Source organism: Brevundimonas sp. TWP2-3-4b1 (assembly GCF_049897665.1).
In the GTDB taxonomy this organism is placed as follows: Bacteria; Pseudomonadota; Alphaproteobacteria; order Caulobacterales; family Caulobacteraceae; genus Brevundimonas; species Brevundimonas subvibrioides_B.
In genome coordinates this window covers 1-21369 of sequence record NZ_JAFCWQ010000002.1, presented here as the reverse complement: position 1 = coordinate 21369, position 21369 = coordinate 1, and the positions used below count along the sequence as shown (strand labels likewise).

Below are 21369 nucleotides of genomic sequence, written 5' to 3'. Positions count from 1 at the left end.
CGTCCCGGAGAGCGTCTTCCATCTGGACCCCGGCCTTCGCCGGGGTGCACGGTGTGAATTGAATCGAGGGGGAAATCGTCGATGCTCGTGCTGCTCGGAATACTGGTCGTGGTCGCGGGCTTCGTGGCCAGGATCAACCCGCTGCTGGTCATCCTGGCTGCGGCCATCGTCACCGGCGTCTGCGCCGCCATTGCGCCCGGCGTCAGCGCGAGCGCCCTGTTCCAGGCCGGCGTCGCGACCCTGACCGCCTTCGGAGACGCCTTCAACGACAACCGCTATTTCCACGTCGTCTGGCTGATCCTGCCGGTCATCGGCCTGCTCGAACGGGCGGGCCTGCAGGAGCGTGCCCGCATGTCGATCGCCAAGGTCCGCGCCGCCTCGGCCGGTCGCCTCCTGATCGCCTATCTCCTCCTCCGCCAGGCCACCTCCGCGCTGGGCCTGACCTCGCTCGGCGGCCACCCCCAGATGGTTCGTCCCCTCGTCGCCCCCATGGCCGAAGGCGCCGCCGAGGTCGAGGCCGGCGGGACCCTGCCCGACCCGGTCCGTCACCGTATCCGGGGCATGTCGGCCGCGACCGACAACATCGGCCTGTTCTTCGGCGAGGACATCTTCATCGCCATCGGCTCCATCATCCTGATGGTCGGCTTCCTCGAACAGGCCGGCATCATCGTCGAGCCGCTGCAGTTGTCGGTCTGGGCCATCCCCACCGCCATCGCCGCCTTCCTCATCCACGGGGCCCGCCTGCTGCTGTTCGACCGCTCGATCCGCAAGGCGATCTCCGACGCCCGCACGGAGACGGGCCAATGATCACCCTGGATCAGGTCTATATCCTCGTCGGACTGATGTTCCTGGCCTTCGCCATCCTGACGTTGCGCGACCCCGCACACCCGACGCGGATCCGCAGCGCCATGTTCTGGGGCCTGCTGGCCGGGTCCATGCTGTTCGGCTCGCATCTCGGCGGCCTGGGCAACGGCCTGCTGGTCGTCGCCCTCGTTGCGCTCGGCGGCCTGTCGAAGCTCGGCGTCGGCAAGCCCGAAACCACCACGACGGAGCAACGACGCGAGGGCGCCGCCCGGCGCGGCGACGGACTGTTCCTGCCCGCCCTGATCGTCCCGGTCGTCGCCGTCGGAGGCACACTCGCGGCCAAGCACACGGAATGGGGCGCGGCCCTGTTCTCCTCGACCCAGACGACCCTGATCGCCCTTGCGCTCGGCTGTTTGATCGCCCTCGGCGCCGCCATGGTCTGGCTGCGGCCGCCGGCCGCCGCGCCGCTCCATGAAGGGCGCCGCTTGATCGATTCCATCGGCTGGGCCGTGCTCCTGCCCCAGATGCTGGCCGCGCTCGGCGCCATCTTCCTGGCCTCCAACGTCGGCAGCGTGGTCGGAGAGCTGGTGACCCAGGCCGTGCCGATGAGTTCGCCCCTGATCGCCGTCCTCGCCTACTGCCTCGGCATGGCCCTGTTCACGGTCATCATGGGCAACGCCTTCGCCGCCTTCCCGGTCATGACCGCCGCCATCGGCCTGCCGTTCGTGGTCGGACAGTTCGGCGGCGACCCGGCCATCGTCTGCGCCATCGGCATGCTGGCCGGCTTCTGCGGCACCCTGCTGACGCCCATGGCCGCCAACTTCAACGTCGTGCCGGCGAACCTGCTGGAGCTGCCCGACCGCAACGCCGCCTTCAACGGCGTCATCCGCGCCCAGGCCCCGACCGCCCTGATCCTTCTGGGGGTCAACATCGCCCTGATGTATTTCCTCGCCTTCCGGTTCTGACATGTCCCAGGCTCTCGACGCCGCCACGACAGCCCGCTTCGCCCGCGCCGCCCTCGGCCATGTGACGAAGGCGTATCCAAACAAGCTGGATCACGTCCTGAACGGGCCGGAGGATGCGCTTGGCCCGCGCGCTCTGCACCCGGTCTTCTTCGGCAGTTTCGACTGGCACTCCTGCGTCCACGGCTGGTGGACCCTGTTCACCCTGCGCCGCCTGTATCCAGACATGGCCGAGGCCGTCGCCATCGCCGATCTGGCGGACGAACTGTTCACGCCCGCCAACGTCGCGGCGGAGGTCGCCTATCTCGACCGGCCCAACGCCCGAGGCTTCGAGCGCCCCTACGGCTGGGGCTGGCTGCTGATGCTGCAGACCGAGCTGCGTCGCCACTCTGACCCGCGCGGCCGCGCCTGGGCCGAGATCCTGCGACCACTGGCCGAGGCCTTCGCCGACCGGTTCAAGACCTTTCTGCCGATCTCGACCTATCCGGTGCGGACCGGGACCCACTACAACACCGCCTTCGCCCTGCGGCTCGCGCTCGACTACGCGGAGAGCGCCGCCGACGCGGAGTTGGCCGACCTGTGCCACATCGCTGCCCTGCGCTGGTATTCCGGCGATCGCGACTGCCAGGCCTGGGAGCCGTCGCAGGACGAGTTCCTGTCACCGACGCTGATGGTGTCGGAACTGATGCGGCGCGTGATGCAGGATCAGGACTTCGGCTCCTGGTTCGATCTCTATCTTCCGCGCCTCGAACAGCGCGAGCCCGCGACCCTGTTCGCCCCCGCCACGGTCAGCGACCGGTCGGACGGCAAGATCGCCCATCTGGATGGGTTGAGCCTCAGCCGGGCCTGGTGCTGGCGGGGCGTCGCATCGTCTCTGGCGCTGGATGATCCGCGCCGCCCTGTCGCCCTGAAGGCGGCAGAGGTCCACCTCAACGCCGCCCTGCCCCATGTCACCGGCGACTATATGGGCGAGCACTGGCTGGCCAGTTTCGCCCTCCTGGCCCTGCTCGCCGAACCGGATTGAGTCAGACTTCCCCAGACTTCCGGACAAAAGAAAGGGGCGGCCGATACCATCGGCCGCCCCCAACGTTTTAGCTTCGACGCGCCTTTAGAAGCGGGCGCTCACGCCGACGTAGTAGCGGCGGCCGAGCACGTCATAGGCGGACGGATCGGTGTTGGCCGCGACGGCCGGCGCATAGACGGGCGCCATTTCGTCGGTCAGGTTGTTGATGCCGGCGCGGATCGCGACGGTGTCGTTCACGGCCCAGGAGCCGTTCAGGTCGAAGTAGTCGATCGCGTCGATGACCTGGGCGCGGTTGTTGAAGTTCACCGCCGAGCCCTGGTAGCGCCAGCGAACGCCGAGGCCGAAGGAGCCCATGTTCCAGTTGACCGAGGTCAGCGACTTCCACTCAGGCAGGGTCAGGCCGAACGAGTTCGACAGGGTGCCCGTGCGGTCCGTGAAGGTGCCGCCCGGCAGGTCCTGACGCTTGTACTCTTCCAGCTTGGTGCCCGTGACGTTGACGGCCAGCGAACCCCAGTCCGGCAGACCGAGGTCAACCAGAGCGGCGGTCCAGTCGACCTGGAAGTCGATGCCCGAGGTCACGAGAGCGCCCAGGTTGGCGTTGGTTTCGAACGTGTTCGAAACCTGGCCCGAGGCGCGGTCGCGGCTGAACAGCTGGCAGTAGACGTTGTTCGGATCGTAGGTCGTGTTGGACGCGCCGTCGAAGTTGAAGCAGCGACGCAGCTGCTCGGTGACCGACACGGTGCCGACCACGTTGGCGATCTCGATGTTGTAGTAGTCGACCGAACCCGAGAAGCCCGAGAGCCAGGGGTTCTGGAACGGCGACTGCAGCACGACGCCGACGGTGTAGGAGTCGGCGGTTTCCTCGAACAGGTTCGGGTTGCCGCCCGACAGACCCGAAACCTGCTGGTTCGGGAAGGTGTAGGTGTCGATAACCTGGCTCGGAACGCCCTGCGTGAGGCAGAGGGCGCGGACTGCGGCGTTGGTCGAGGCCGCCAGGTTGGAACCCGAGGTCGAACGATAGGCGGTGCGGATGTCGCAGGGATCCGCCGACAGGGCCGGAGCGCCGCCCGAGGTCGGCGAACCGATCGACGGGAAGTTCAGGTTCTGCGGGCTGAACAGTTCGCCGATCGACGGAGCGCGAACGGCGCGCTGAATGCCGCCGCGAACGGTCAGGCCGTCGAAGACGATCCAGTTGGCGTCCGCCTTGTAGGATTCGACCACGCCGACCGAGTCATAGCTGGAGACGCGGTAGCCGAGGTTGGTTTCCAGGCGCTGGATGAACGGCAGATCGCGCAGCAGCGGGATCAGGATTTCACCGTAGCCTTCGTACACCTGGTCCGAACCGGACAGGGAGTTCTGGGCGTTGAAACCGGCGATGTCGTTCTGGACCGTCAGGACCGTGGTCGTGCCGTTGAACGACGGCAGCAGCGCCGTGGCCGACAGCGAGGCGTCGGCGATGAAGTCGTAGTTCTGCTCGCGGTAGGTGCCGCCCAGGGCGACGCGGACTTCACCGGCCGGCAGGTCGAAGACGCCGCCTTGCAGGTTCACTTCAAAGACGCGCTGGTCATTGACGGTGGTGTTCTTCGATTTCCGGCCGATGTAGTTGGCGCAAGCCGCGCTCAGCGTCGATTGACCGAACGGGTTGAAGCCGCCGGCGCAGAGCGACGCGCCGCCGTCAGCGGCATCGAGCAGCCGCTGAACCGCCGAACGCGACACGTTGCCGGTCTGGGTCGTGGTGTCGTCGACGCGGCCGTAGGACAGATAGGCGTCGTAGGTCCAGTCGCGCGTGCCTTCCAGATCGCCGCGGACGCCCGTGGTGAACTGATAGACGCTGACGGCTTCGTTGCCGACGCGCGAGCCCAGGGCGCTGAAGCGCTTGTCGAGGCGGAAGGTGCCGGCCGGGTTCGGACGGCTGTTCAGGACGGTACGCAGCTCCGACGAGATGAACGGGTTCGTCGACGGGATACGGAAGCCCGTGGCCGTACCGGCGGCCGGCGTGGCGGCCAGCAGGTTCGAGGTCTCGTACTGCGAGAACAGGAACTCGGTGTAGACCTCAACCGACGGGTTGATCTCATAGGAGGCCGCCGCGAAGGCGTTGTAGCGGTTCTGCGGCAGGACGCCGTAGTTCAGCGGGCCCGTGTTGTAGGCGAAGTCTGTCTGCTGCAGCGGGCCTGCGGTGCGGAAGCCTTCGAAGTCGATGCCGCCCGGCGAAGCGTAGTCGCGGGCGCCCTGATACGTGAACAGCGTGCCGTTGTTGTTGAAGCCGAAGGTGTTGGAGTTCACGCCGCCGGTGATGAAGCCGCTGACCACGGCCGTCGTCGGCAGGTTCTGGGCGTCGAAGATGGTCGAACCCAGGGGCGAGGCGCCCGAGAAGCCCGAGATCGCCGAGAACGGGCGAGCCGCGTTGAAGATCGGCGAACGGTGCGAATAGTCGAACGACAGGACGGCGTGGCCGCGGTCGTCGCCGAACTTGCCGCCGATGGTCAGGTTGACCGAGTTGGTGTCGGCGTCGTTACGGTCGGTTTCGCCATACTGGAAGTCCATCCGGACTCCCTCGAAATCGTCGTCGAGCAGGAAGTTCAGCACGCCGGCCACGGCGTCCGAGCCGTAGGTGGACGAGGCGCCGCCCGTGATCGTTTCGATCGAGCTGATCAGCGAGGTCGGCAGGACGTTCAGATCGACGACCGAAGAGGCGTTGGAGGCCACGATGCGGCGACCGTTCATCAGCACCAGGGTGCGGCCGGTGCCCAGGCCGCGCAGCTGCACGTTGGCCTGACCGCCGTTGGACGGGTTGTTCGACGTGGCGTTCGCGGCGGGCGTGAACTGCGGCAGGTCGTTGATCAGGGTGTCGATGTTGACCGAACCCGTGGCCTGGAAGTCCTCGGCGGTGACCGTGACGATCGGCGAGTTGGCGACATAGTCCTGACGGGCGATGCGCGAACCGGTGACGACGATGTCGTCGACCTGGTCGTCATCGTCCTGTGCGCTCTGCGCCATGGCGGGCGCGGCCATCAGGGTCGCGGCGATCATCGCGCCGGCGAACATCGAGGTGCCGAGAAGTCGGCGACGGTAGGTAGTGTCGGTCAAAGGGGCTTCTCCATGAGCAGTGTGTTTTTAGGCCGGACCTTTGGCCCGCCCGTCCCGAAACCCGCGCGGACGCAAATCTGGAACTTGCGCGGAGCGTTACCGCACACCGGCGCTCGGTCAATGAGGATGGCCGAAACACGACGCTTTCGTAAAAGATTGTCACATTCAGACCACGCACCGGCCCCATTGCCGCTACGGGGAAAATATCGCCTAAGAAGGGGGGATCACTCTTCCCGGGGATACCAACATGCGCAAGAAAGCTCGACCTCTGACAGTGTCGGGGCTCATCCTGGCCGCGGCGGCTTTCGCCGCCCCGATGACCGGCCATGCGCAGGACGCGGCGACCGCCAGACCCGCGCTGCTTGAGGGTTTGCTGGCCTGCCGGGCGATCACGGCGACCGACGCACGGCTGGCCTGTTTCGACGCCGCGACGGCCGCGTTCGACACCGCCGAACAGCGGGGCGAGGTCACGGTGATCGACCGGGACCAGGCGCGCGAGACCCGCGCCCGCCTGTTCGGTCTCGACCTCGCCACCGCCAATCTGTTCGGACGCCTGCGACAGGATGACCCGGTCGACGCGATCGAGACGACTTTAGCCAGCGGGCGCCAGGATGGACGGGGCCAGTGGACCTTTGTCCTCGCCGACGGTGCGATCTGGCGTCAGATCGACATGGAGCGCGTCACCGCCCGTGTCGCGCCGGGGGCCGTGGTGCGCATCCGTCAGGGCGCGGTGGGCAGCTATCTGCTGAGCGTCGGCGGTGCGCGATCGGTTCGCGTCCGTCGCGAACGCTGACCCTGCCGTCAAAGCCGTGAAAGGCCATGGCCCCGAATCGACGGCGCGTCTCCAGACCCTGGAGCAGGCTGTCGCAGCCCGTCCCGCGAGCGCCGTGGCCGAGCACAATCTGGCCGCCGCCCTTGGCGACATGGGTGACGCCGAGGGGGCTCTGGCGGCTGTCCGGCGCGCCTTCGCCAAGGGCGGCGACGCGCCTGAGACCTGGCTGGTGTTCGCCCGCGCCCTGATGTCGGCGAGCCGGCTCGCAGAGGCCGAAGAGGCCCTGCGCCAGACCCTGACGCGTCGACCGGACTATGCCGACGCCCTGCGGGATCAGGCCCAGCTGATCTGGATGCGGAGCGGCGACGCCCATGCGGCTCTGGCCGCTATCGACGCCCGGCTCCAGTCGGCGCCGACCGCGCCGCTGGCCGGCCTGCGCGCAGGGATCGCGCGAGACATCGTGGGCGACGAGGCGGCCTACCGCGGGCTGGAACCGTGGCTGACCGGGCGCCACCCTGCGTCTCTCGACGCGACAGCCTCGGCCGCCGCCTCGGGCTTCGATCCGGCCCTGGCCCTCAAGCATGCCGAGGCTGCGGCAGGCGCCGCGCCGGGCGATGCAGACGCCCGGGTGGCGCGCCTGGCGGCCCTGATGGCCTGCGGTCGATCCGGCGAGGCCCTGCCGGGACTGGATGCGCACCTTGCGACCACGCCGGGCGATCAGTACGCCCTCGCCCTGCGCTACGTCGCCTGGAGGGTGGTCGGCGACCCGCGCGCGCTTTCCGCCGGCGACTATCGCCGGCTGACCGCCGCGTTCGATCTGGCCGGGCCCGTCGGCCAGGATCGCGAGGCGTGGCTGGCCGAAGCGGCCGCCGGTCTGCGCGCCCTTCATCCTTTCCGGGCCCAACCCCTGGGCCAGTCGATCCGCTCGGGCGTGCAGGCTGCGCTGGACCCGCGTTTCGCCGGCGATCCGGCCATCGACGCGATCTTCAGCGGCCTGACAGACCCCATCCAACGCTACATCGGCGCGATGGCCGGCCGGGACGACCCGATGAGCCGGCGTGCGGGTGGAGGCTTCGAGATCATCGGGGCCTGGTCCGTGCGGCTCACCGCCGGAGGGCGCCACAGCGACCACATCCATCCGAACGGCTGGGTCTCCTCAGCCCTGTATGTCCAGACCCCGGAGCTGTCGCCGGACCAGCCCAGAGCCGGCTGGTTGCGGTTCGGAGCCTGTCGCCTCGGCATCGGGCTGGAGCTGGCTCCGGAACACTGGATCGAGCCGAAACCCGGCCGCGTCGCCCTGTTCCCGTCCTGGATGTGGCACGGCACCGAGCCGTTCACGGGCGGCGGCGAGCGCCTGACCGTCGCCTTCGACGTGCAGCCCAGGTGAGGCTGCCGCGCCGACCCTGCGCTCAAGCAGCGAGGCTCCGCGAGCGAGCGGTGGCGCCCTGAAGAATGGTAGCGAGCCGCCGCGCGGCGAGCGACAGCGCCCTACCCTTAAATCGGCATCCGCATGATTTCCTGATAGGCGGAGATCACCTGGTCACGCACCGCGATCACGGTCTGCAGCGAGGCCTCGGCGCTGGAAATCGACGTGACCACGTCGATCATCGAGCCCTGCCCCTGGACGGCTTGGGTCATATTGGTCTCGGCCACGCGCGTCTGTTGCGTCATGTCGCCCATGACGTTGGACAGCATCTGCGAAAACTCGGGACCGCCCGCGACCGCGGCGCCTGCCGTCGCTCCGCCGGCTCCCTGGGCCTGGGCATAGGCCCGGGCGGCCATCAACGGGTTCATCGACATCGATCAGGCCCTATCGCTTGAGGATATCGAGGGTGCGGCTTTCCATCGACCGCGCCGTCTCGATGACGTTCAGATTGGCTTCGTAGGCCCGCTGCGCCTCGCGCATGTCCATGGCCTCGATCAGGGTGTCGACGTTGGGTCGCAGGACATAGCCTTCGCCGTCGGCCGCCGGATGGGTCGGGTCGTATTCGCGCCGGAAGTCGCTCTGGTCCGGCCGAACCTCGGCCAGCGACACCCCGGTGGCCCCGTCGATGCCCCGCGCCTCGAAGACCGGGATCTGGCGGCGATAGGGATTGCCTCCGGCCGTCGGAGCCGTCGATTCCGCGTTGGCGATGTTCTCGGCGATGATCCGCATGCGCGACTGCTGCGCGGTCAGGGCGGAGGCGGCGACCGCCATGGCGCTGTTGCGCGGCGTGCCGTTGCGGCCGTTGATCGGATCACTCATCGGGCGCTTCCCTTACGACTCATCGACCCGGAACCTTGGCCGCCAGGCCGATCATGGCCATCGCCTTGCTGTAGAGTCCGATCGCGGCGTCATAGGCCATGCGGCTCTCGGCCATCTTCAGCATCTGCTCCTCGACCACCACAGCATTGCCGTCGAGCGTGGTTTCGGAATCCGGCGAGGCCTCCGACGTGAAGCGGGCCACCGGCGCGCCGTTCGGTCCGCCAACAGGCATGTGGCCGGCCGAGGTCTGGACCATGCGCAGTCCTCCTCCGTCCCGCATGGCGGCGGCGAAGTCCGTCGGGGCTCTCAGGTCACGGCCGACGTAGCCGGGCGTATCCGAGTTGGCGACATTCTGGGCGATCAGACGCTGGCGTTCGTCCAGCCAGGTCATGCGGCCCTTGATCTGGCTCAGAAGGGAGATGTCGGCGACGCCCATCGGGATCGTTTCCTTGATCGATGGGCAGAAAATGCCGCCTGTATGGTTAACGAGGGCTTATCTAAACGCGACGTTAACCACGTTGGTTAAAGTTCCCTCGAGTTCTCCGGGGGCCCTTCAGAATGAACTTCCTCGATCTCGCGCGCGCCATCTTCGGCCTCGCCTTCACCCTGGGCCTGATCGGCCTGGCCGCCTGGGCCGCGCGTCGCTATGCGCCCCAGTTGATGGCCAGGCTCAACGCCGAGCGCGGCGAGCGCCGGCTGAAGGTCGTCGAGACCCTGGTGCTGGATCCCGCCCGCCGCCTGGTCCTGGTCCGGATCGACGATGAGGAACGCCTCCTCCTGCTGGGCGAAGGCCGCGAGTTGATCGAACCGCGGGGCGTCGAGAAATGATTTTCACCGGCATCGTCTCCTCCCTGTCGCGCAGCGATGGGGAGGTGGCGCGTAGCGAAGCGAAGAGACGGAGGGGTTCTTCTCTGGGCCAGGAACCCCTCCGTCACGACGCGAAGCCGCGCCGCGCCACCTCCCCATCGCCAAGAGGCGACAGGGAGGAGAAGTGGTTCGCCGTCCCCACCTGCGCGGAGTTCCTGAGCGCCCTCAAGCTGTCCGCGATCACCACCCTGCTCTGCCTCATGTGGCCGCTGGCCGCTTTCGCCCAGGATGCGGCGGCCGCCGGCGGCGCGGGCGCTGCGATCAATGTCGATCTCGGCACCGGCGCCGGCCTGACCGAGCGCGTCGTCCAGCTGGTCGGTCTGATGACGGTCCTGTCGCTGGCGCCGTCGATCGTGATCATGACCACCAGCTTCGTGCGCATCATCGTTGTGCTGTCTCTGCTGCGCACCGCGCTCGGCATGCAGCAATCGCCGCCGAACGCCGTCCTCGTGTCCCTGGCCCTCTTCCTGAGCGCCATCGTCATGGCTCCGACGTGGCAGGACGCCTATGATTCGGGCATCCGCCCCCTGATGGATCAGCAGATGGAACTGCCCCAGGCCTTCGATCTGGCGTCGGAACCTGTGAAGACTTTCATGCTCGCCCAGGTGGACCAGGGAGACCTCGCCCTGTTCACCCGGCTGAGCCGTCTGGAGGTCCCCACGACGGCCGCCGAACTGCCCCTCCGGGTCATCGTTCCCAGCTTCATGATCTCGGAGTTGAAGAAGGCCTTCGAAATCGGATTTCTCCTTTTTATTCCGTTCCTTGTGATCGATCTTGTGGTCGCCAGCGTGCTCATGTCCATGGGTATGATGATGCTGCCGCCGGTGGTGATTTCACTCCCGTTCAAGCTGATCTTTTTCGTGCTGGTTGATGGCTGGAGACTGGTCGCCGGGAGCCTGGTCGAGAGCTTCCGACAGGCGTCCGGAACGGGCTAGATTCCCACCCTCAAAGGCTTTGCGCGCCATTGGCGCTTGCCAAGTCGCCCAAAAGGCGTGTTGATCCATCCGTCGTCGCCCGGAATCACGGGCGAGCTTTTCGGGAAACGACCCATAATGACCACTCAAGCTGAACTCATCGCCGCCGTCGCCAAGGATGCCGGTGTCAGCCAGGCCGACGCCGGCCGCGTGCTGGAAGCCATCGTCAAGAACATCCATTCATCGCTGACCGGCGGCGGCGATGTACGCATCTCCAACCTGGGTGTTTTCGACACCGCCGCTCGCGCCGCTCGCGAAGGCCGCAACCCGGCCACGGGCGCGACCATCAAGATCGCCGCGTCGAAGGCCGTGCGCTTCCGCGTGTCGAAGCCGCTCAAGGATGCGGTCAACTCGTAAGACAGGGCTCTAGCCGGCCGCGGGCGCCGCGGCGGCTGGAGCAGTGGGACGGGCGGGCGTCGCGGAAGCGCGATTCCCGCCCGTTTTTTCTCTGAGCTGGGTCTTCATCTGGTTGACCCAGCCGGTGAAGGTGTCGGCGCCGGCGGTCAGTCCGGCGAAGTCCTGGGCGTTCGCCGCCCCTTCCATTCCATCCAGCCCGTCCAGGGCGATGCGCAGCGCCGCCGCCGACCGCGCACGGTCCTTGAACGGGGCATAGTTCCGCGACAGTCGCGACAGCGCGGCCGCATCCCTCGCCAGCGAGTAGCCGACGCCGGCCCGGATCACCTGGCTTTCCTCGGCCGGCGTCAGCGCCGTGGCCGTGTCCTTGTAGCGATCGCCCAGCCGGGCCTCATACAGCGCCGCCGCACCGGCCCAGTTTTCCTGCTTCCAGAAGATGTCGGCCCGGACCTGCTGCGCCTCGGCGCTGCGGTCGTCGGCCAGGGTTTCCAGCGCGTGGTCGTATCGGCCGAGATCCATCAGCGCCCGCGCTTCCAGCGCCCGACGCTCGGCGTTCAGGGCGGTCGGCAACAGGGTCGTGCGCGAGGCCCAGATGGCCTGCAGAGCCGGCTCTGGCTGGCGGTCCATCAACAGGACCGTGGCCAGGGTCGTCGCGACCTGGGCCTTGGCGACACCCTCCAGCCGGTTATCGACCTGGTATTTCAGCAGTTCGGCGGCCTGGTCCAGCAGATCGACGTCGACCAGACGCCGGGCCAGACGACGCACCATCTCGTCCCCGTCGGCGCCCACCGGCGTCAGGTCGCGGAAGTCGTAGAACAGGGCCAGCGCCTGCACCGGCTGGAGCCCATCGGCGGCGCCGTCCAGGAACAGGGTGCGGAAGGCGTTCGACAGGTCGGTCTGCAGTTCGACGGACCCCGGAAGGTCGCCCAGCCGCTTGCCCGCCCCGCGCAGTGCATCCAGCGCCTCGCGATAGCGCCCCTGCGACAGATAGAGGCCGCCCAGGGTGCGGATGACCGACAGTTCGGTCGCGTCTCCGCGCCAGCGCCACTTCAGCTGCTCCAGCTGGGCGGCCGCGGCCGTCGGCGTCAGCGTGCCCTTGGCGAGTTCGATACGGATCACGCCGAGCTTGGCCGGGGTGGCGATGCCGTCCAGCGGCGCCCGGCCGATGGCCTTGTAAACCGCCAGAGCCCGGTCGGTGGCCCCCTCCAGTTCGAACAGCCTCGCCTGCACCAGGCGGGCGACCAGTTGGTCGGCGGCCGGCGCCTCCTGCGAGAAGCTGTAGGCCAGCAGCGACTTCGAAGCGTCCAGATCGCCGGTCTCCAGCGCCGCCATGGCGTGGGCCGCGCCGAAGCGGGCGCGCCAGATCGGCGGGAAGTCGTCGATGGCGGCGGCCCCGCCGGCGAAGGCGCGGCGCGCTTCTTCCCAGTCGCCCCGCTCGGCCGCCAGCCAGCCCTGCCAGACCTTCGTTGAGGGATCGCCGGCCAGAGCGCCGGACGAGAAGTCCAGCGTCGCCTCTTCCAGCCGCCCGATGGAGGCCCGGGCCGCGCCGCGCAGGCCGCGCAGTTCCGGCTCGCCCTGCAGGGACGGTGTTTTCGCGAACATGGCGTTGACCACGCCGATGGCCTCGAAACCGAGGCCCGATCCAACCAGGAACCGCGTCAGGGCCAACCGCGCCTCGATCGGCGCGCGCGGGTTATCGGAGGCGGCGATCGCCTCCAGCGCCGCCGCGTCCTGGAGCTTGCGGTAACGGGTGGAGAAGCCCTCTTCGCCCGGATCGGCCCATGCGCTCAGGATCAGGGCGGGAAACTTGGCCTTCCCCGGCGCCTCGGCATGGGCGGGCTCGGCCGCCTCGAGCGCCATCGAAGGCGGCGACAGGAGCAGGCCGCCCGGCCGCGACAGGGTGACCAGGTCGCCCTCGGCCTTGATCGACAGATCGTCGGTCGGCGTCTCGATCGCCAGCCCCTGGGCCGTCGGCAACAGGGTCAGGTCGATCGTACGGCGCGTGTCGGCGAACCCCTTGCCGGGAGCCAGGGCCGTAACGGCGGCGAACCGGTCGCCGACCATCGGATCGGTCAGCCAGACCGTCCGGGTCGCTCCGGCCATACTGGCCACAAGCGACGTGTCGCCCGTGTCGTCGCGATCGATCACGACGCTGGCAGGGGGCGCGGTCGGCCCGCCGATCGTGACGGTCCAGGTCGCACCTTCTCCCTTGGCGGAGACCGACAGGGCTTCCGGCGCCGAGATGCGGATGGCGGTATAGTCTGGCCCCACGGCCCAGCGCGCGTCCCCGGCGACCCCCAGGTCGCTTGCCTTCGACATGTCCATGCGGGCGGCGGTGTCGAACACCACCCATACCGCGTCGCCTCGCCTGAACACGGCCGCGCCCACCGGCGCCCCCCAGGCGAACGACAGGCTGACCTGTTCGGCGGCCTTGGTCGCGATGACAGGCACCGCGCCGCCCGCGGGCACGGCCGCTCCGGCAGGAGCGGCCGGCGCGGCGCCGGCGGGATAGAGGTTCAGCCAGACCGCACCATCCGCGCTTCCGGTACGGGCGTCCGACCCTTCCGCCAGGGTGATGACCAGTTCGGTGGCGTCCAGGGCGGCGCGGGTCTCGACCTTCTCCACGCCCGGGGGCGGATCATTCTTCAGGCGGCTGACGTCGGGGGCGGCGGTCGAGCCGATCCGCACGACGACGGTCTGGCCGTCGCGACGCACGCGCGACCGCGATCCGACGATCCCGGCGAACTCCACCCGGGTGAAGCCGTCATTGGCGCCGACGCGGATGGTGATGGGATCCAGGGCGGCTGCGGCCTCCTGGGCGAAGGCCGGAACGACGGCCCCCGCGATCGGCGCGAGCGCAATCGTCCCTGCGACGCCGAGCGCCGCCGTGGTTCGTCCTATCGCGGTGCTGGAGCGCGGGCCTGCCATTCGCGCGCACACTCGCGCGATCGCCCTTTAGAGGCGGTTAATGGGATGTGACCGAAGGCCCCCTTGCGACGCCCGGTCGAAGCGCCGACGTGAGAGGCGTCAGGAGCCATCATGATCCCCGCCGAAGCCCCCGCCTATCCCCGTCTCTCGACCCTCTCAACCGGTCTGCGCTGCCGTTGCCCCCGTTGCGGTGAGGGTCCGCTACTGCAGGGATATCTGACCATCCGGCCCGCCTGCCCTGTCTGCGACCTGGACTACGGTTTCGCCGAACCCGCAGACGGCCCGGCCTTCTTCGCCATGTCCGCCATCGGCATTCTCGGCATGATGGCCTTCATGGCTTTCGAGTTCACGGTCCACCCGCCGATCTGGGTCCATTTCGCCTTCACCTTCCCCCTGATCGCGGCCGCCTGCCTTCTGGTCCTGCGGCCGTTCAAGGGCTGGATGGTGTCCGAGCAATACGTCCACAAGGCCGCCCCGCCTGAATGGGAGAGCGTCGGCGGCCACGGCGAAGGCTCGAAGTGGCGATAGCTCGCTGAAGGGATGGCGATCCCGGAGGGAAGCCACTTTGAGCTCAAAAACAGGGACCTAATACGGTCTAACCTGGCTTGGAAACGGCTGACCAGCATTAGCTTCTAGCCGATCTGTCTAACCGCGTCGGGCTTCCGAAACGCGGACGTTGCTAATTGCCGCTTTCGACCCGCTGCAGACATTCGAACGTGCCCCTCTGGCGTTCAGATGATCCTGGCCCCAGCTTTCAGGGACAGTTCGGGAGTGGCGGCGATGACTACCAAGGCCCATTGGGAAAACGTCTACCAAACCAGGGCGGTGGACGAGGTAAGCTGGTATCGCCCCCACTTGGAGACTTCGCTGAGGCTTATCGAAGACGCCGCACCGGATCGCGATAGCGCTGTCATCGACGTTGGTGGCGGCGAGGCGACCCTGGTCGATGATCTCGTATCACGCGGCTACATCGACGTAACTGTGCTCGACATTTCTCAAGCGGCGATAGGGGTGGCGAAGGACCGGTTGGGCCTTGCTGCTGCCCCTGTGCATTGGATCACCGGCGACATCACCTCCGTCGAGTTGGAGGCCGCTCGCTACGATCTCTGGCACGACCGGGCGGTCTTCCATTTCCTGACAGGTGCAGACGACCGAGCCGCGTATGTGCGTCAGGTCGCCCGCGCAGTTCGGCTGGGCGGTCACGTCATCGTCGCCACATTCGGCCTGGATGGGCCGGAAAAGTGCAGCGGTTTGGATGTCGTTCGCTACGACGCAGAAAACCTGCACGGCGAGTTCGGCCCGAAGTTCCGTCTGCTGGACAGCGTCACAGAGTTACACGAGACGCCTTGGGGGACGCCTCAGCAGTTCATGTATTGCTTCTGTCGAGTGGGGTGAACCGATCGCAGCCGCTCGTGCTTTTTCAGATTGCATCCAGCGCGCGGCGGAGACTGGCTCCGATCTCCCCGGCCTTCGCCTTCAAACCCGGGTTCTGGATCGCCGACATCGAGGCGACCGGATCGACCGCAGCGATCTCGCTGCCGCCTCCGCCCGCTAGCTGTTGGACGATGACATTGCACGGCAGCATGACGCCGACCTTGTCTTCCTGAAGGAGCGCTTCATGCGCCGCCTTCGGATTGCAGGCGCCAAGAATCACGTAGGGCCGGAAGTCGACGTTCAGCTTCTGCTTGAAGGTGTTTGTGACGTCGATTTCGGTGATGATCCCGAAGCCTTGGTCTGTCAAAGCCTCGCGTGTGCGTGCGACGGCCTCTGCGAACGGGAGGTCGCTGGTCTTGCTGTAGTAGTAGGTCATGGAAGGCTCCTTCCCGCCTTTAACCATCAGAAGGCCTCGACGTTGCGAACCATCATGGAGATCGCAACCACAAATGGGCGTGGTGCTCGGCATTGGTTTGCCCGGGAGCCTGGACCAAGGCCGGCTCATCTGAAGCCCCTGGCGCACTTGGACTGGCGATCTGAACTAACGACCCCGGCGTTCGTTCAAAAGGCGGCCGAACTCGGCCACAGCCGCCGCGTTCCGGACGTCCTGTTCGGTTTGCGGGTGGCCTGATCCAGAGGATCTACCCCATGTTCAACGTCACAGAGCGGCCTGTCAGGCGGACCGCGATTGCCTTGACAGCGCTTTCGCTACTCGCGACCGCCGGGTGCGCGGCCAACGCATCAGAATCCGGTATGGCGATGCAGGATCGGCCGATGTCCGGCATGAGCATGCCACAGTCAGGCTCAAGCACCGGCATGATGGGCCAGGGTCACGCGATGCCGCCGGGCATGGCTATGCCGCCGGCCGCCTCCGGTAGTGGCATGATGGGCCAGGATCATGCGATGCCGCCCGGAATGAACATGCCTCGGACAGCCTTCTCCGAGGCCGAGATGGGCATGCACCGCGCCATGATGATGGCGACCGACGTGAACACACAGCGCACGTGGGCCCGGAAGATGATCGCCCACCATCAAGGAGCCATCGCGATGTCGCAAACTCTGCTGGCAAGCGATGCACCAGACCCCGAAGCCCGCCGCATGGCTCAGGCCGTAGTTGATTCTGTGACGCCAGAAATCGCCGAACTCGAATCGTGGCTTGAGCGTCATCCGGGCTGATTTTTCGACGGCGGCACGGCGGAGCTTCGACTCGCTCCGCCGGCGCCGTCCGGGAAGCGCCACGGAGAGCATGTCGCCTATCCCCCTTAGTAGACATCGACCGTCCTCCGCACTCCGGACCTACTAGGGTGGCGAACCCAAGTTAGACGCGTCGCCGATAACATTATGCTTTTATTGATGTTTATAGAAAATTGGCGACCCCGGAGGGACTCGAACCCCTGACCTCTGCTTTAGGAAAGCACTGAAGTAGCTGTAAATGGGCGTCAAAGCGGATCGATCCCCAAGACTGAAATGCCCGCCACCATTGGACCGGTTGTCAAATCGGACCCAAGCGCGCACAGTCTAGCCTATGTCCTGCGTGCCCCCAGATTCGCTCGGGGGCACAGCTCCGGGGCACATCGCTTGGCGGTGAAGGGCAAACTATGGCGAAGGTCAACTTGACCGATCGCGCGGTCACGGCGGCGAAGGCTGCTCCTGGCCAGCGCCTTGAAATCTGGGACGCCATGACACCGGGCCTCTGCCTGCGCGTCACTGATGCGGGCGTGAAGTCGTGGGTTCTCCGATACCGGACGCTAGACGGACGTCAGCCCCGGCTGAAGATCGGCGACGCCGCGCGTATGGGTCTTCGGGCGGCACGGCTTGAGGCGGGCAGGCTCAGGAACGAAATCGACAAAGGGGCTGACCCCCAAGGCGAGAAGCGCAAAGCCCGCGTCATGGCGAAGGGGCTCACGGTCCGCACCTTCGGAGACTTGGCCGCCGCCTACTGGGTCGCCTGCGAAACGGGTGAATGGAAACCGAAGAAGAAGCGGAAGCGCCCTCAGACCATCGCATATGAGAAGGGTATTTACGCCCGCCACATCGAGCCCGGCCTAGGATCACTGACCCTCTCAGAGATCAATCGCGCGACCGTTAAAGGCCTGTTGCGGGGCATGACCGCCAAGGGCATCGGGGCGCAGACGAACCGCACCCAGGCGCTGATCCGCCAGATATTCAACTTCGGCATTGCCGAGGAACACGTCGCCATCAACGCCGCCATGGGATTCGACTCCTTCCACGACGCCAAGTCCCGCCGCCGCATCTGGGCCGATCCCGAGTTGAAGCTGCTTTGGGCTGCCCTGTCCGATCCGAGCGACCTTCGCGACGGGGACGGCGAGCGGGTCTATGTCAGCCGTCCTGTGGCGATCGCGATCCAGCTTTGCGCTTTGCTGCTTCAGCGCCGCGTCGAAGTCATCGGCATGGCGATTGACGAGTTGAACCTAGAAGCAGGCACATGGGTAATCCCGCCCGAGCGGATGAAGAGCGGCAAGCCGCATCAGGTGGCGCTCCCGCCTCGCGCCGTCGTCCTGATCCGGGAAGCCCTCGCCATCGCGGCAGATGCGCAGGCGAGACGGGAGGCGGCAGACAGCAACGCCAAGCGCCCGAACCGCATCGTCGTGTTCCCCGGCCCACGCGACCCGAACACACCGATTCGGCCGGACAGCCTCACTCATGCGATGGACAAGTTTCGCTCTTGCATCGGTGTCGACGGCGCCACCATCCATGACCTCCGCCGAACTGGGTCCACGATCCTGACCAGCGAACGTCTCGGCGTGTCGCCTTTCATCCGGTCCAAGGTGCTGGGCCACGGCACGGATGCAGGCGGAGGCGCTGCGGTCTCTTCGGCCCACTATGACGTCAATGAGTACGTTACCGAGAAGCGCCGCGCTTTAGAGGCTTGGGAAGGGCTGTTGCTGGAGATCGTCGGGGAGCGCCAGGTTCCATCAAACGTCGAAGTGCTTTGGAGGGCGGGAACGTGAACTCGTTTTGGGCCCAACCCTCGGCATGGCGACGTGACATACCGAGCCATATCTTCCTCGCGCGAGCGGTTTCGCAGGCCGGGCTCGCATTGTTTGGATCCGAATGGGCCGATGCCGATCTGGCGGTTCAAGGCGCGCAGCGCTTATCGGCGAATCCACCTCTCCCGATCCCCGCAAGCTTAAGCAGACGCACGCCTGCGCAAATGCCGCCTTCGGCGGAGGAGTGGGAAGCGCGCAGAAGGACAGCTGACCTTATCAACACCAACGCCGCACCTCGTCTCGGCCGAGCATCTGCGGCAAAAAGGGCAGTCCTCGACGGCTTGGCTTCCGGCAGGCTCGTCCACGATCTGATGGACCCGAAGACCGGGACGATGATCGTGGGCCGACCTGAGCACTGGTACGTCCAGAACACTGGGAACCGCTTCCACTGCTGCCAGATGAACCCGCGCGAGCCGAACAGCTACGCCGTGGCGGGTGGAGGATTTTATCCGATCTACATCACCAGGGAGTCCCTGGAGGGTTGGCTTCTCTCGCTCGGGTCTGGTGGAAGCAAGCAGGACTGGAGTGCGTCACCGGAGATCACACTCAAGGAGTGGTGCACTCTTGCCGTCTTTGAAGAGGCCCGCCGCCGTCGGCTTAGGGCGGTCTCCAGCAATCCATCTGAGGCCGAAATTTACCGCACCATAGCCCACATGTGGGAAATCGCCGGGCGAGATTGCGGGCCGACGACGTGGAAGACGGTGCAGCAATACTACATCGCCGCTAAGTCCAATCGGACCGGTCGCTAACTGAGGGCTGCAACGACGCTATTCGATTAGCGCGTCCAGCGACGCCCATCCTGCCCCAGTCGCACCGAAGCAACTTGCGGAGGATGACACTGAGGCTCGAAGGATGACCGACAGGTTCGTTTCTATCCCTGATTTCTGCAAGCGCACCACCCTGTGCCGGCAGACCGTTTACAACATGATCGAACGCGGCGAGATCGCCCGACCGGTCAAAATCACCCCAAACCGCGTCGCCTTCCCCGCCCCCGTGGTGGAGGCATGGTTCGCCTCCAAGACGGAGGCTGCCAGCGCATGACCGACAGCAAACCGCCCGCCATGCGCGGGCACGACGGGCGATCCGTATCTGTTCAGCTTGGCGGCTTTGAACCTGATCAGGATACCCCTCATCCCTTGGTTCATCAACTAGCGACCTACCGCGAGGCCGACGCCCTCCTCAGGGCTGCCTTAATCCAACGAGGTGATGAACCGCTCCGGTCCATCGCCATCGCTGCGTGCCTCCGCAACGCTGCTGTTCAGGCTGGCATCCATGCAGGGGTGGTTCGATGAGCTATCCTGACACCATGCCGGGTTGGAAAGGCTCTATCGAGACTGGCCGAGAGGGCGCAGCCAGCTTCGCCCCGAAGCTCAAGTCGCGGCAGGCCGAAGTTTTGGCTGATCTGAAGGCAAACGGGCCCTCGACGGCCGAACTAATTGCCGAACGAACAGGTCGACATTGGTACCTGACCCGGCCCCGGATTTCGGAGCTGAAGGCCCAGGGGCACGTGGTTGCGACAGACGAGCGCCAACCGACAGGGATGGGCGGCAAGACCCATGTTGTGCGGCTGTCGACCCCGGAAGAGTTCACAACATGGCTGGCGGCTCGGGAGGCCCGACAGTGAGCGCCATTCCGATCTTTGCCGCCAGACGCGAAGGAAGAACCCCGGCGACAGCGCCGGGGGGACTTCCCTTCATCGACCTCCCGTCCTGGGTCGGCCGCAACGCTCCGGACCGTTCTTTCCTTGTTCCGGGCCTGATCCCAGATGGCTGCGTCACCAGCCTCTATGGTGACGGCGGGAGCGGCAAGACCTTGCTGGCCCTCTGGTTGATGGTCGCAATGGCATCCCGGTACGAGCGGACGTGGCTCGGCGAGAGGCCATTGGGCTGGAAGTCGGTCGGCCTGTTCGCTGAGGATGACGAGGCGGAGGTGGTTCGTCGCCTGCAACGGATCTGCCAGGCCGAGGAACTGGATTTTTCGAACATCGCTTCGAACATCACGGCGCTCTCATGCGTCGAGATGGACGCAACGCTGGCCTACTTCGCAGACACCGGCGAGTTGGTCATCACGCCGCTGATGGAGTCACTTCTGGAGCGGGTTCGCTCTGAGGGAGCGGCCCTGCTGGTCATCGATTATGCGGCGGCAGTGTTCGGCGGGAACGAGATCGACCGGAATCAGGTCTCGGCCTTCCTGCGTCGGCTCAATGCGATTGCCCGACAAGAGCAGATCGCCATCCTGCTGCTGGGTCATCCATCGGTCACCGGGATGGCCACGGGCGGACGCGGTACATCGGGATCAACAGCGTGGCGCAATCAAGTGCGGTCCTTCCTGCATCTGACGGTCGATGACGTCCAGGATGATCCCGACGAGCGGCGCTTGCTGACCCTTACGCTCTCGAAGGCCAATTACGCCCGTGCGGGTCGCGTGTTTCGGCTGGCGAGCGACGGTGCCCGTTTCGACGTCGTGTCCGACGAGGCCTCTGCAACCCGGCGGTCAAAAGGTCCACGACTGTCGTCCTCGCAGAAGATTGCCCTGAACGCCCTCAACAAGGCGATTTCAGAGGCAGGGGAGACAAGCCCGGGCGGACCCATCCCCAACGGCGTGCGAGTGGTCAGGATCGAGACCTGGCGGCACTACGCCTACAGCGCTCGCATTTCGGAGGCCGACACCCCCGAAGCCCGCCGGAAGGCCTTCCAGACCGCTCGAGCGGGCCTTCAGGCCAAGGGGATCGTCACCATCAACGAACCCTTCGTCTGGGTGTCAATCGGCGTCCAAAAGGGACCCCTACAGGCGTGCAATAGGGACCCCCTTTTGGTGTTCGGGATGGACGTCACGAGCGCACCGCTTGCGAGGGTTGGGGCGTAGGGAGGGCGTAGCCCGACTGGAGGCTCAACCCTCGCTTGGCGT

22 protein-coding genes and 1 pseudogene are annotated in these 21369 nt (G+C 66.5%); 17 read left to right on the top strand and 6 right to left on the bottom strand.

The genetic code is table 11. From position 1 onward, the window contains the following. Positions 1 to 81 precede the first annotated feature (81 nt). Genes ACP7A5_RS02500 through ACP7A5_RS02490 form a run of 3 tightly spaced genes read left to right on the top strand, consistent with a single transcriptional unit; the run spans position 82 to position 2790 of the window. Positions 82 to 807, top strand: coding sequence for a DUF969 domain-containing protein (locus tag ACP7A5_RS02500; protein ID WP_426040430.1), 726 nt, complete (start codon positions 82 to 84; stop codon positions 805 to 807). After that, on the top strand, positions 804 to 1769 hold the full coding sequence (locus ACP7A5_RS02495) for a DUF979 domain-containing protein (protein ID WP_426040429.1): 966 nt from the start codon (positions 804 to 806) through the stop codon (positions 1767 to 1769). Before ACP7A5_RS02500 ends, ACP7A5_RS02495 begins: the two co-directional genes overlap by 4 nt. Position 1770: 1 nt before the next feature. After that, complete coding sequence (locus ACP7A5_RS02490) at positions 1771 to 2790, top strand: DUF2891 domain-containing protein (protein WP_426040428.1); 1020 nt, start codon at positions 1771 to 1773, stop codon at positions 2788 to 2790. 84 nt (positions 2791 to 2874) lie between these two features. Here the strand turns inward: ACP7A5_RS02490 and ACP7A5_RS02485 are convergent, their stop codons facing one another. After that, positions 2875 to 5877: a TonB-dependent receptor domain-containing protein gene (locus tag ACP7A5_RS02485; protein WP_426040427.1), complete on the bottom strand. Its 3003-nt coding sequence runs from the start codon at positions 5875 to 5877 to the stop codon at positions 2875 to 2877. A gap of 247 nt (positions 5878 to 6124) precedes the next feature. Between ACP7A5_RS02485 and ACP7A5_RS02480 the strand changes: the two genes are divergently transcribed. Continuing rightward, complete coding sequence (locus ACP7A5_RS02480; RefSeq protein WP_426040426.1) at positions 6125 to 6670, top strand: hypothetical protein; 546 nt, start codon at positions 6125 to 6127, stop codon at positions 6668 to 6670. Positions 6671 to 6686: 16 nt separating this feature from the next. Next, entirely contained in the window at positions 6687 to 8036 is a 1350-nt protein-coding gene (locus ACP7A5_RS02475; protein ID WP_426040425.1) for a putative 2OG-Fe(II) oxygenase, read from the top strand. A gap of 107 nt (positions 8037 to 8143) precedes the next feature. Here the strand turns inward: ACP7A5_RS02475 and ACP7A5_RS02470 are convergent, their stop codons facing one another. The 3 genes from ACP7A5_RS02470 to ACP7A5_RS02460 are packed head-to-tail and all read right to left on the bottom strand — an operon-like array spanning position 8144 to position 9330. Next, entirely contained in the window at positions 8144 to 8443 is a 300-nt protein-coding gene (locus ACP7A5_RS02470) for a flagellar hook-basal body complex protein FliE (protein ID WP_426036904.1), read from the bottom strand. 16 nt (positions 8444 to 8459) lie between these two features. Continuing rightward, entirely contained in the window at positions 8460 to 8894 is a 435-nt protein-coding gene (gene flgC / locus ACP7A5_RS02465; protein WP_303695124.1) for a flagellar basal body rod protein FlgC, read from the bottom strand. 19 nt (positions 8895 to 8913) lie between these two features. Then, positions 8914 to 9330 carry a flagellar basal body rod protein FlgB gene (locus tag ACP7A5_RS02460; protein ID WP_426040424.1) on the bottom strand — a complete coding sequence of 139 codons (417 nt, stop codon included), beginning with the start codon at positions 9328 to 9330 and terminating at the stop codon, positions 8914 to 8916. A 122-nt stretch (positions 9331 to 9452) separates the two neighbouring features. Between ACP7A5_RS02460 and ACP7A5_RS02455 the strand changes: the two genes are divergently transcribed. The 3 genes from ACP7A5_RS02455 (at position 9453) to ACP7A5_RS02445 (ending at position 11092) form a co-directional block, all read left to right on the top strand. Then, the gene (locus ACP7A5_RS02455) at positions 9453 to 9722 is read left to right on the top strand and encodes a flagellar biosynthetic protein FliO (RefSeq protein ID WP_425988071.1); all 270 of its coding nucleotides are present in this window, start codon (positions 9453 to 9455) and stop codon (positions 9720 to 9722) included. After that, on the top strand, positions 9719 to 10696 hold the full coding sequence (gene fliP / locus ACP7A5_RS02450; RefSeq protein ID WP_426040423.1) for a flagellar type III secretion system pore protein FliP: 978 nt from the start codon (positions 9719 to 9721) through the stop codon (positions 10694 to 10696). The genes ACP7A5_RS02455 and fliP overlap by 4 nt, the downstream gene beginning before the upstream one ends. A 117-nt stretch (positions 10697 to 10813) precedes the next feature. Beyond that, entirely contained in the window at positions 10814 to 11092 is a 279-nt protein-coding gene (locus ACP7A5_RS02445) for an HU family DNA-binding protein (RefSeq protein ID WP_303695120.1), read from the top strand. A 9-nt stretch (positions 11093 to 11101) separates the two neighbouring features. Here the strand turns inward: ACP7A5_RS02445 and ACP7A5_RS02440 are convergent, their stop codons facing one another. Next, positions 11102 to 14017: a tetratricopeptide repeat protein gene (locus ACP7A5_RS02440; RefSeq protein WP_426040422.1), complete on the bottom strand. Its 2916-nt coding sequence runs from the start codon at positions 14015 to 14017 to the stop codon at positions 11102 to 11104. A 111-nt stretch (positions 14018 to 14128) separates the two neighbouring features. Between ACP7A5_RS02440 and ACP7A5_RS02435 the strand changes: the two genes are divergently transcribed. Together ACP7A5_RS02435 and ACP7A5_RS02430 are read left to right on the top strand one after the other, a co-directional pair. Continuing rightward, positions 14129 to 14545, top strand: coding sequence for a DUF983 domain-containing protein (locus ACP7A5_RS02435; RefSeq protein WP_426040421.1), 417 nt, complete (start codon positions 14129 to 14131; stop codon positions 14543 to 14545). 252 nt (positions 14546 to 14797) lie between these two features. Beyond that, the gene (locus tag ACP7A5_RS02430) at positions 14798 to 15412 is read left to right on the top strand and encodes a class I SAM-dependent methyltransferase (RefSeq protein ID WP_426040420.1); all 615 of its coding nucleotides are present in this window, start codon (positions 14798 to 14800) and stop codon (positions 15410 to 15412) included. A gap of 25 nt (positions 15413 to 15437) precedes the next feature. On the opposite strand, the gene ACP7A5_RS02425 is transcribed toward ACP7A5_RS02430, so the two are convergent. Beyond that, positions 15438 to 15827, bottom strand: a complete 390-nt coding sequence (locus ACP7A5_RS02425; RefSeq protein WP_426040419.1) for a DUF302 domain-containing protein — start codon at positions 15825 to 15827, stop codon at positions 15438 to 15440. A gap of 272 nt (positions 15828 to 16099) precedes the next feature. Between ACP7A5_RS02425 and ACP7A5_RS02420 the strand changes: the two genes are divergently transcribed. The 7 genes and pseudogenes from ACP7A5_RS02420 (at position 16100) to ACP7A5_RS02390 (ending at position 21327) form a co-directional block, all read left to right on the top strand. Then, positions 16100 to 16627 carry a DUF305 domain-containing protein gene (locus ACP7A5_RS02420; protein ID WP_426040418.1) on the top strand — a complete coding sequence of 176 codons (528 nt, stop codon included), beginning with the start codon at positions 16100 to 16102 and terminating at the stop codon, positions 16625 to 16627. 422 nt (positions 16628 to 17049) lie between these two features. Further along, positions 17050 to 17322: pseudogene (locus ACP7A5_RS02415) on the top strand (Arm DNA-binding domain-containing protein); the annotation flags it as partial. Positions 17323 to 17376: 54 nt separating this feature from the next. Beyond that, positions 17377 to 18423 (top strand): tyrosine-type recombinase/integrase, encoded by a 1047-nt coding sequence (locus tag ACP7A5_RS02410; RefSeq protein ID WP_426040597.1) that lies wholly within the window; start codon positions 17377 to 17379, stop codon positions 18421 to 18423. After that, positions 18420 to 19211 (top strand): hypothetical protein, encoded by a 792-nt coding sequence (locus tag ACP7A5_RS02405; RefSeq protein WP_426040417.1) that lies wholly within the window; start codon positions 18420 to 18422, stop codon positions 19209 to 19211. Before ACP7A5_RS02410 ends, ACP7A5_RS02405 begins: the two co-directional genes overlap by 4 nt. A gap of 103 nt (positions 19212 to 19314) precedes the next feature. After that, positions 19315 to 19503: a helix-turn-helix transcriptional regulator gene (locus tag ACP7A5_RS02400; protein WP_426040416.1), complete on the top strand. Its 189-nt coding sequence runs from the start codon at positions 19315 to 19317 to the stop codon at positions 19501 to 19503. Between the two features lie 247 nt (positions 19504 to 19750). Further along, the gene (locus tag ACP7A5_RS02395) at positions 19751 to 20086 is read left to right on the top strand and encodes a MarR family transcriptional regulator (protein WP_426040415.1); all 336 of its coding nucleotides are present in this window, start codon (positions 19751 to 19753) and stop codon (positions 20084 to 20086) included. Next, on the top strand, positions 20056 to 21327 hold the full coding sequence (locus ACP7A5_RS02390) for an AAA family ATPase (protein ID WP_426040414.1): 1272 nt from the start codon (positions 20056 to 20058) through the stop codon (positions 21325 to 21327). Before ACP7A5_RS02395 ends, ACP7A5_RS02390 begins: the two co-directional genes overlap by 31 nt. Positions 21328 to 21369: the final 42 nt, after the last annotated feature.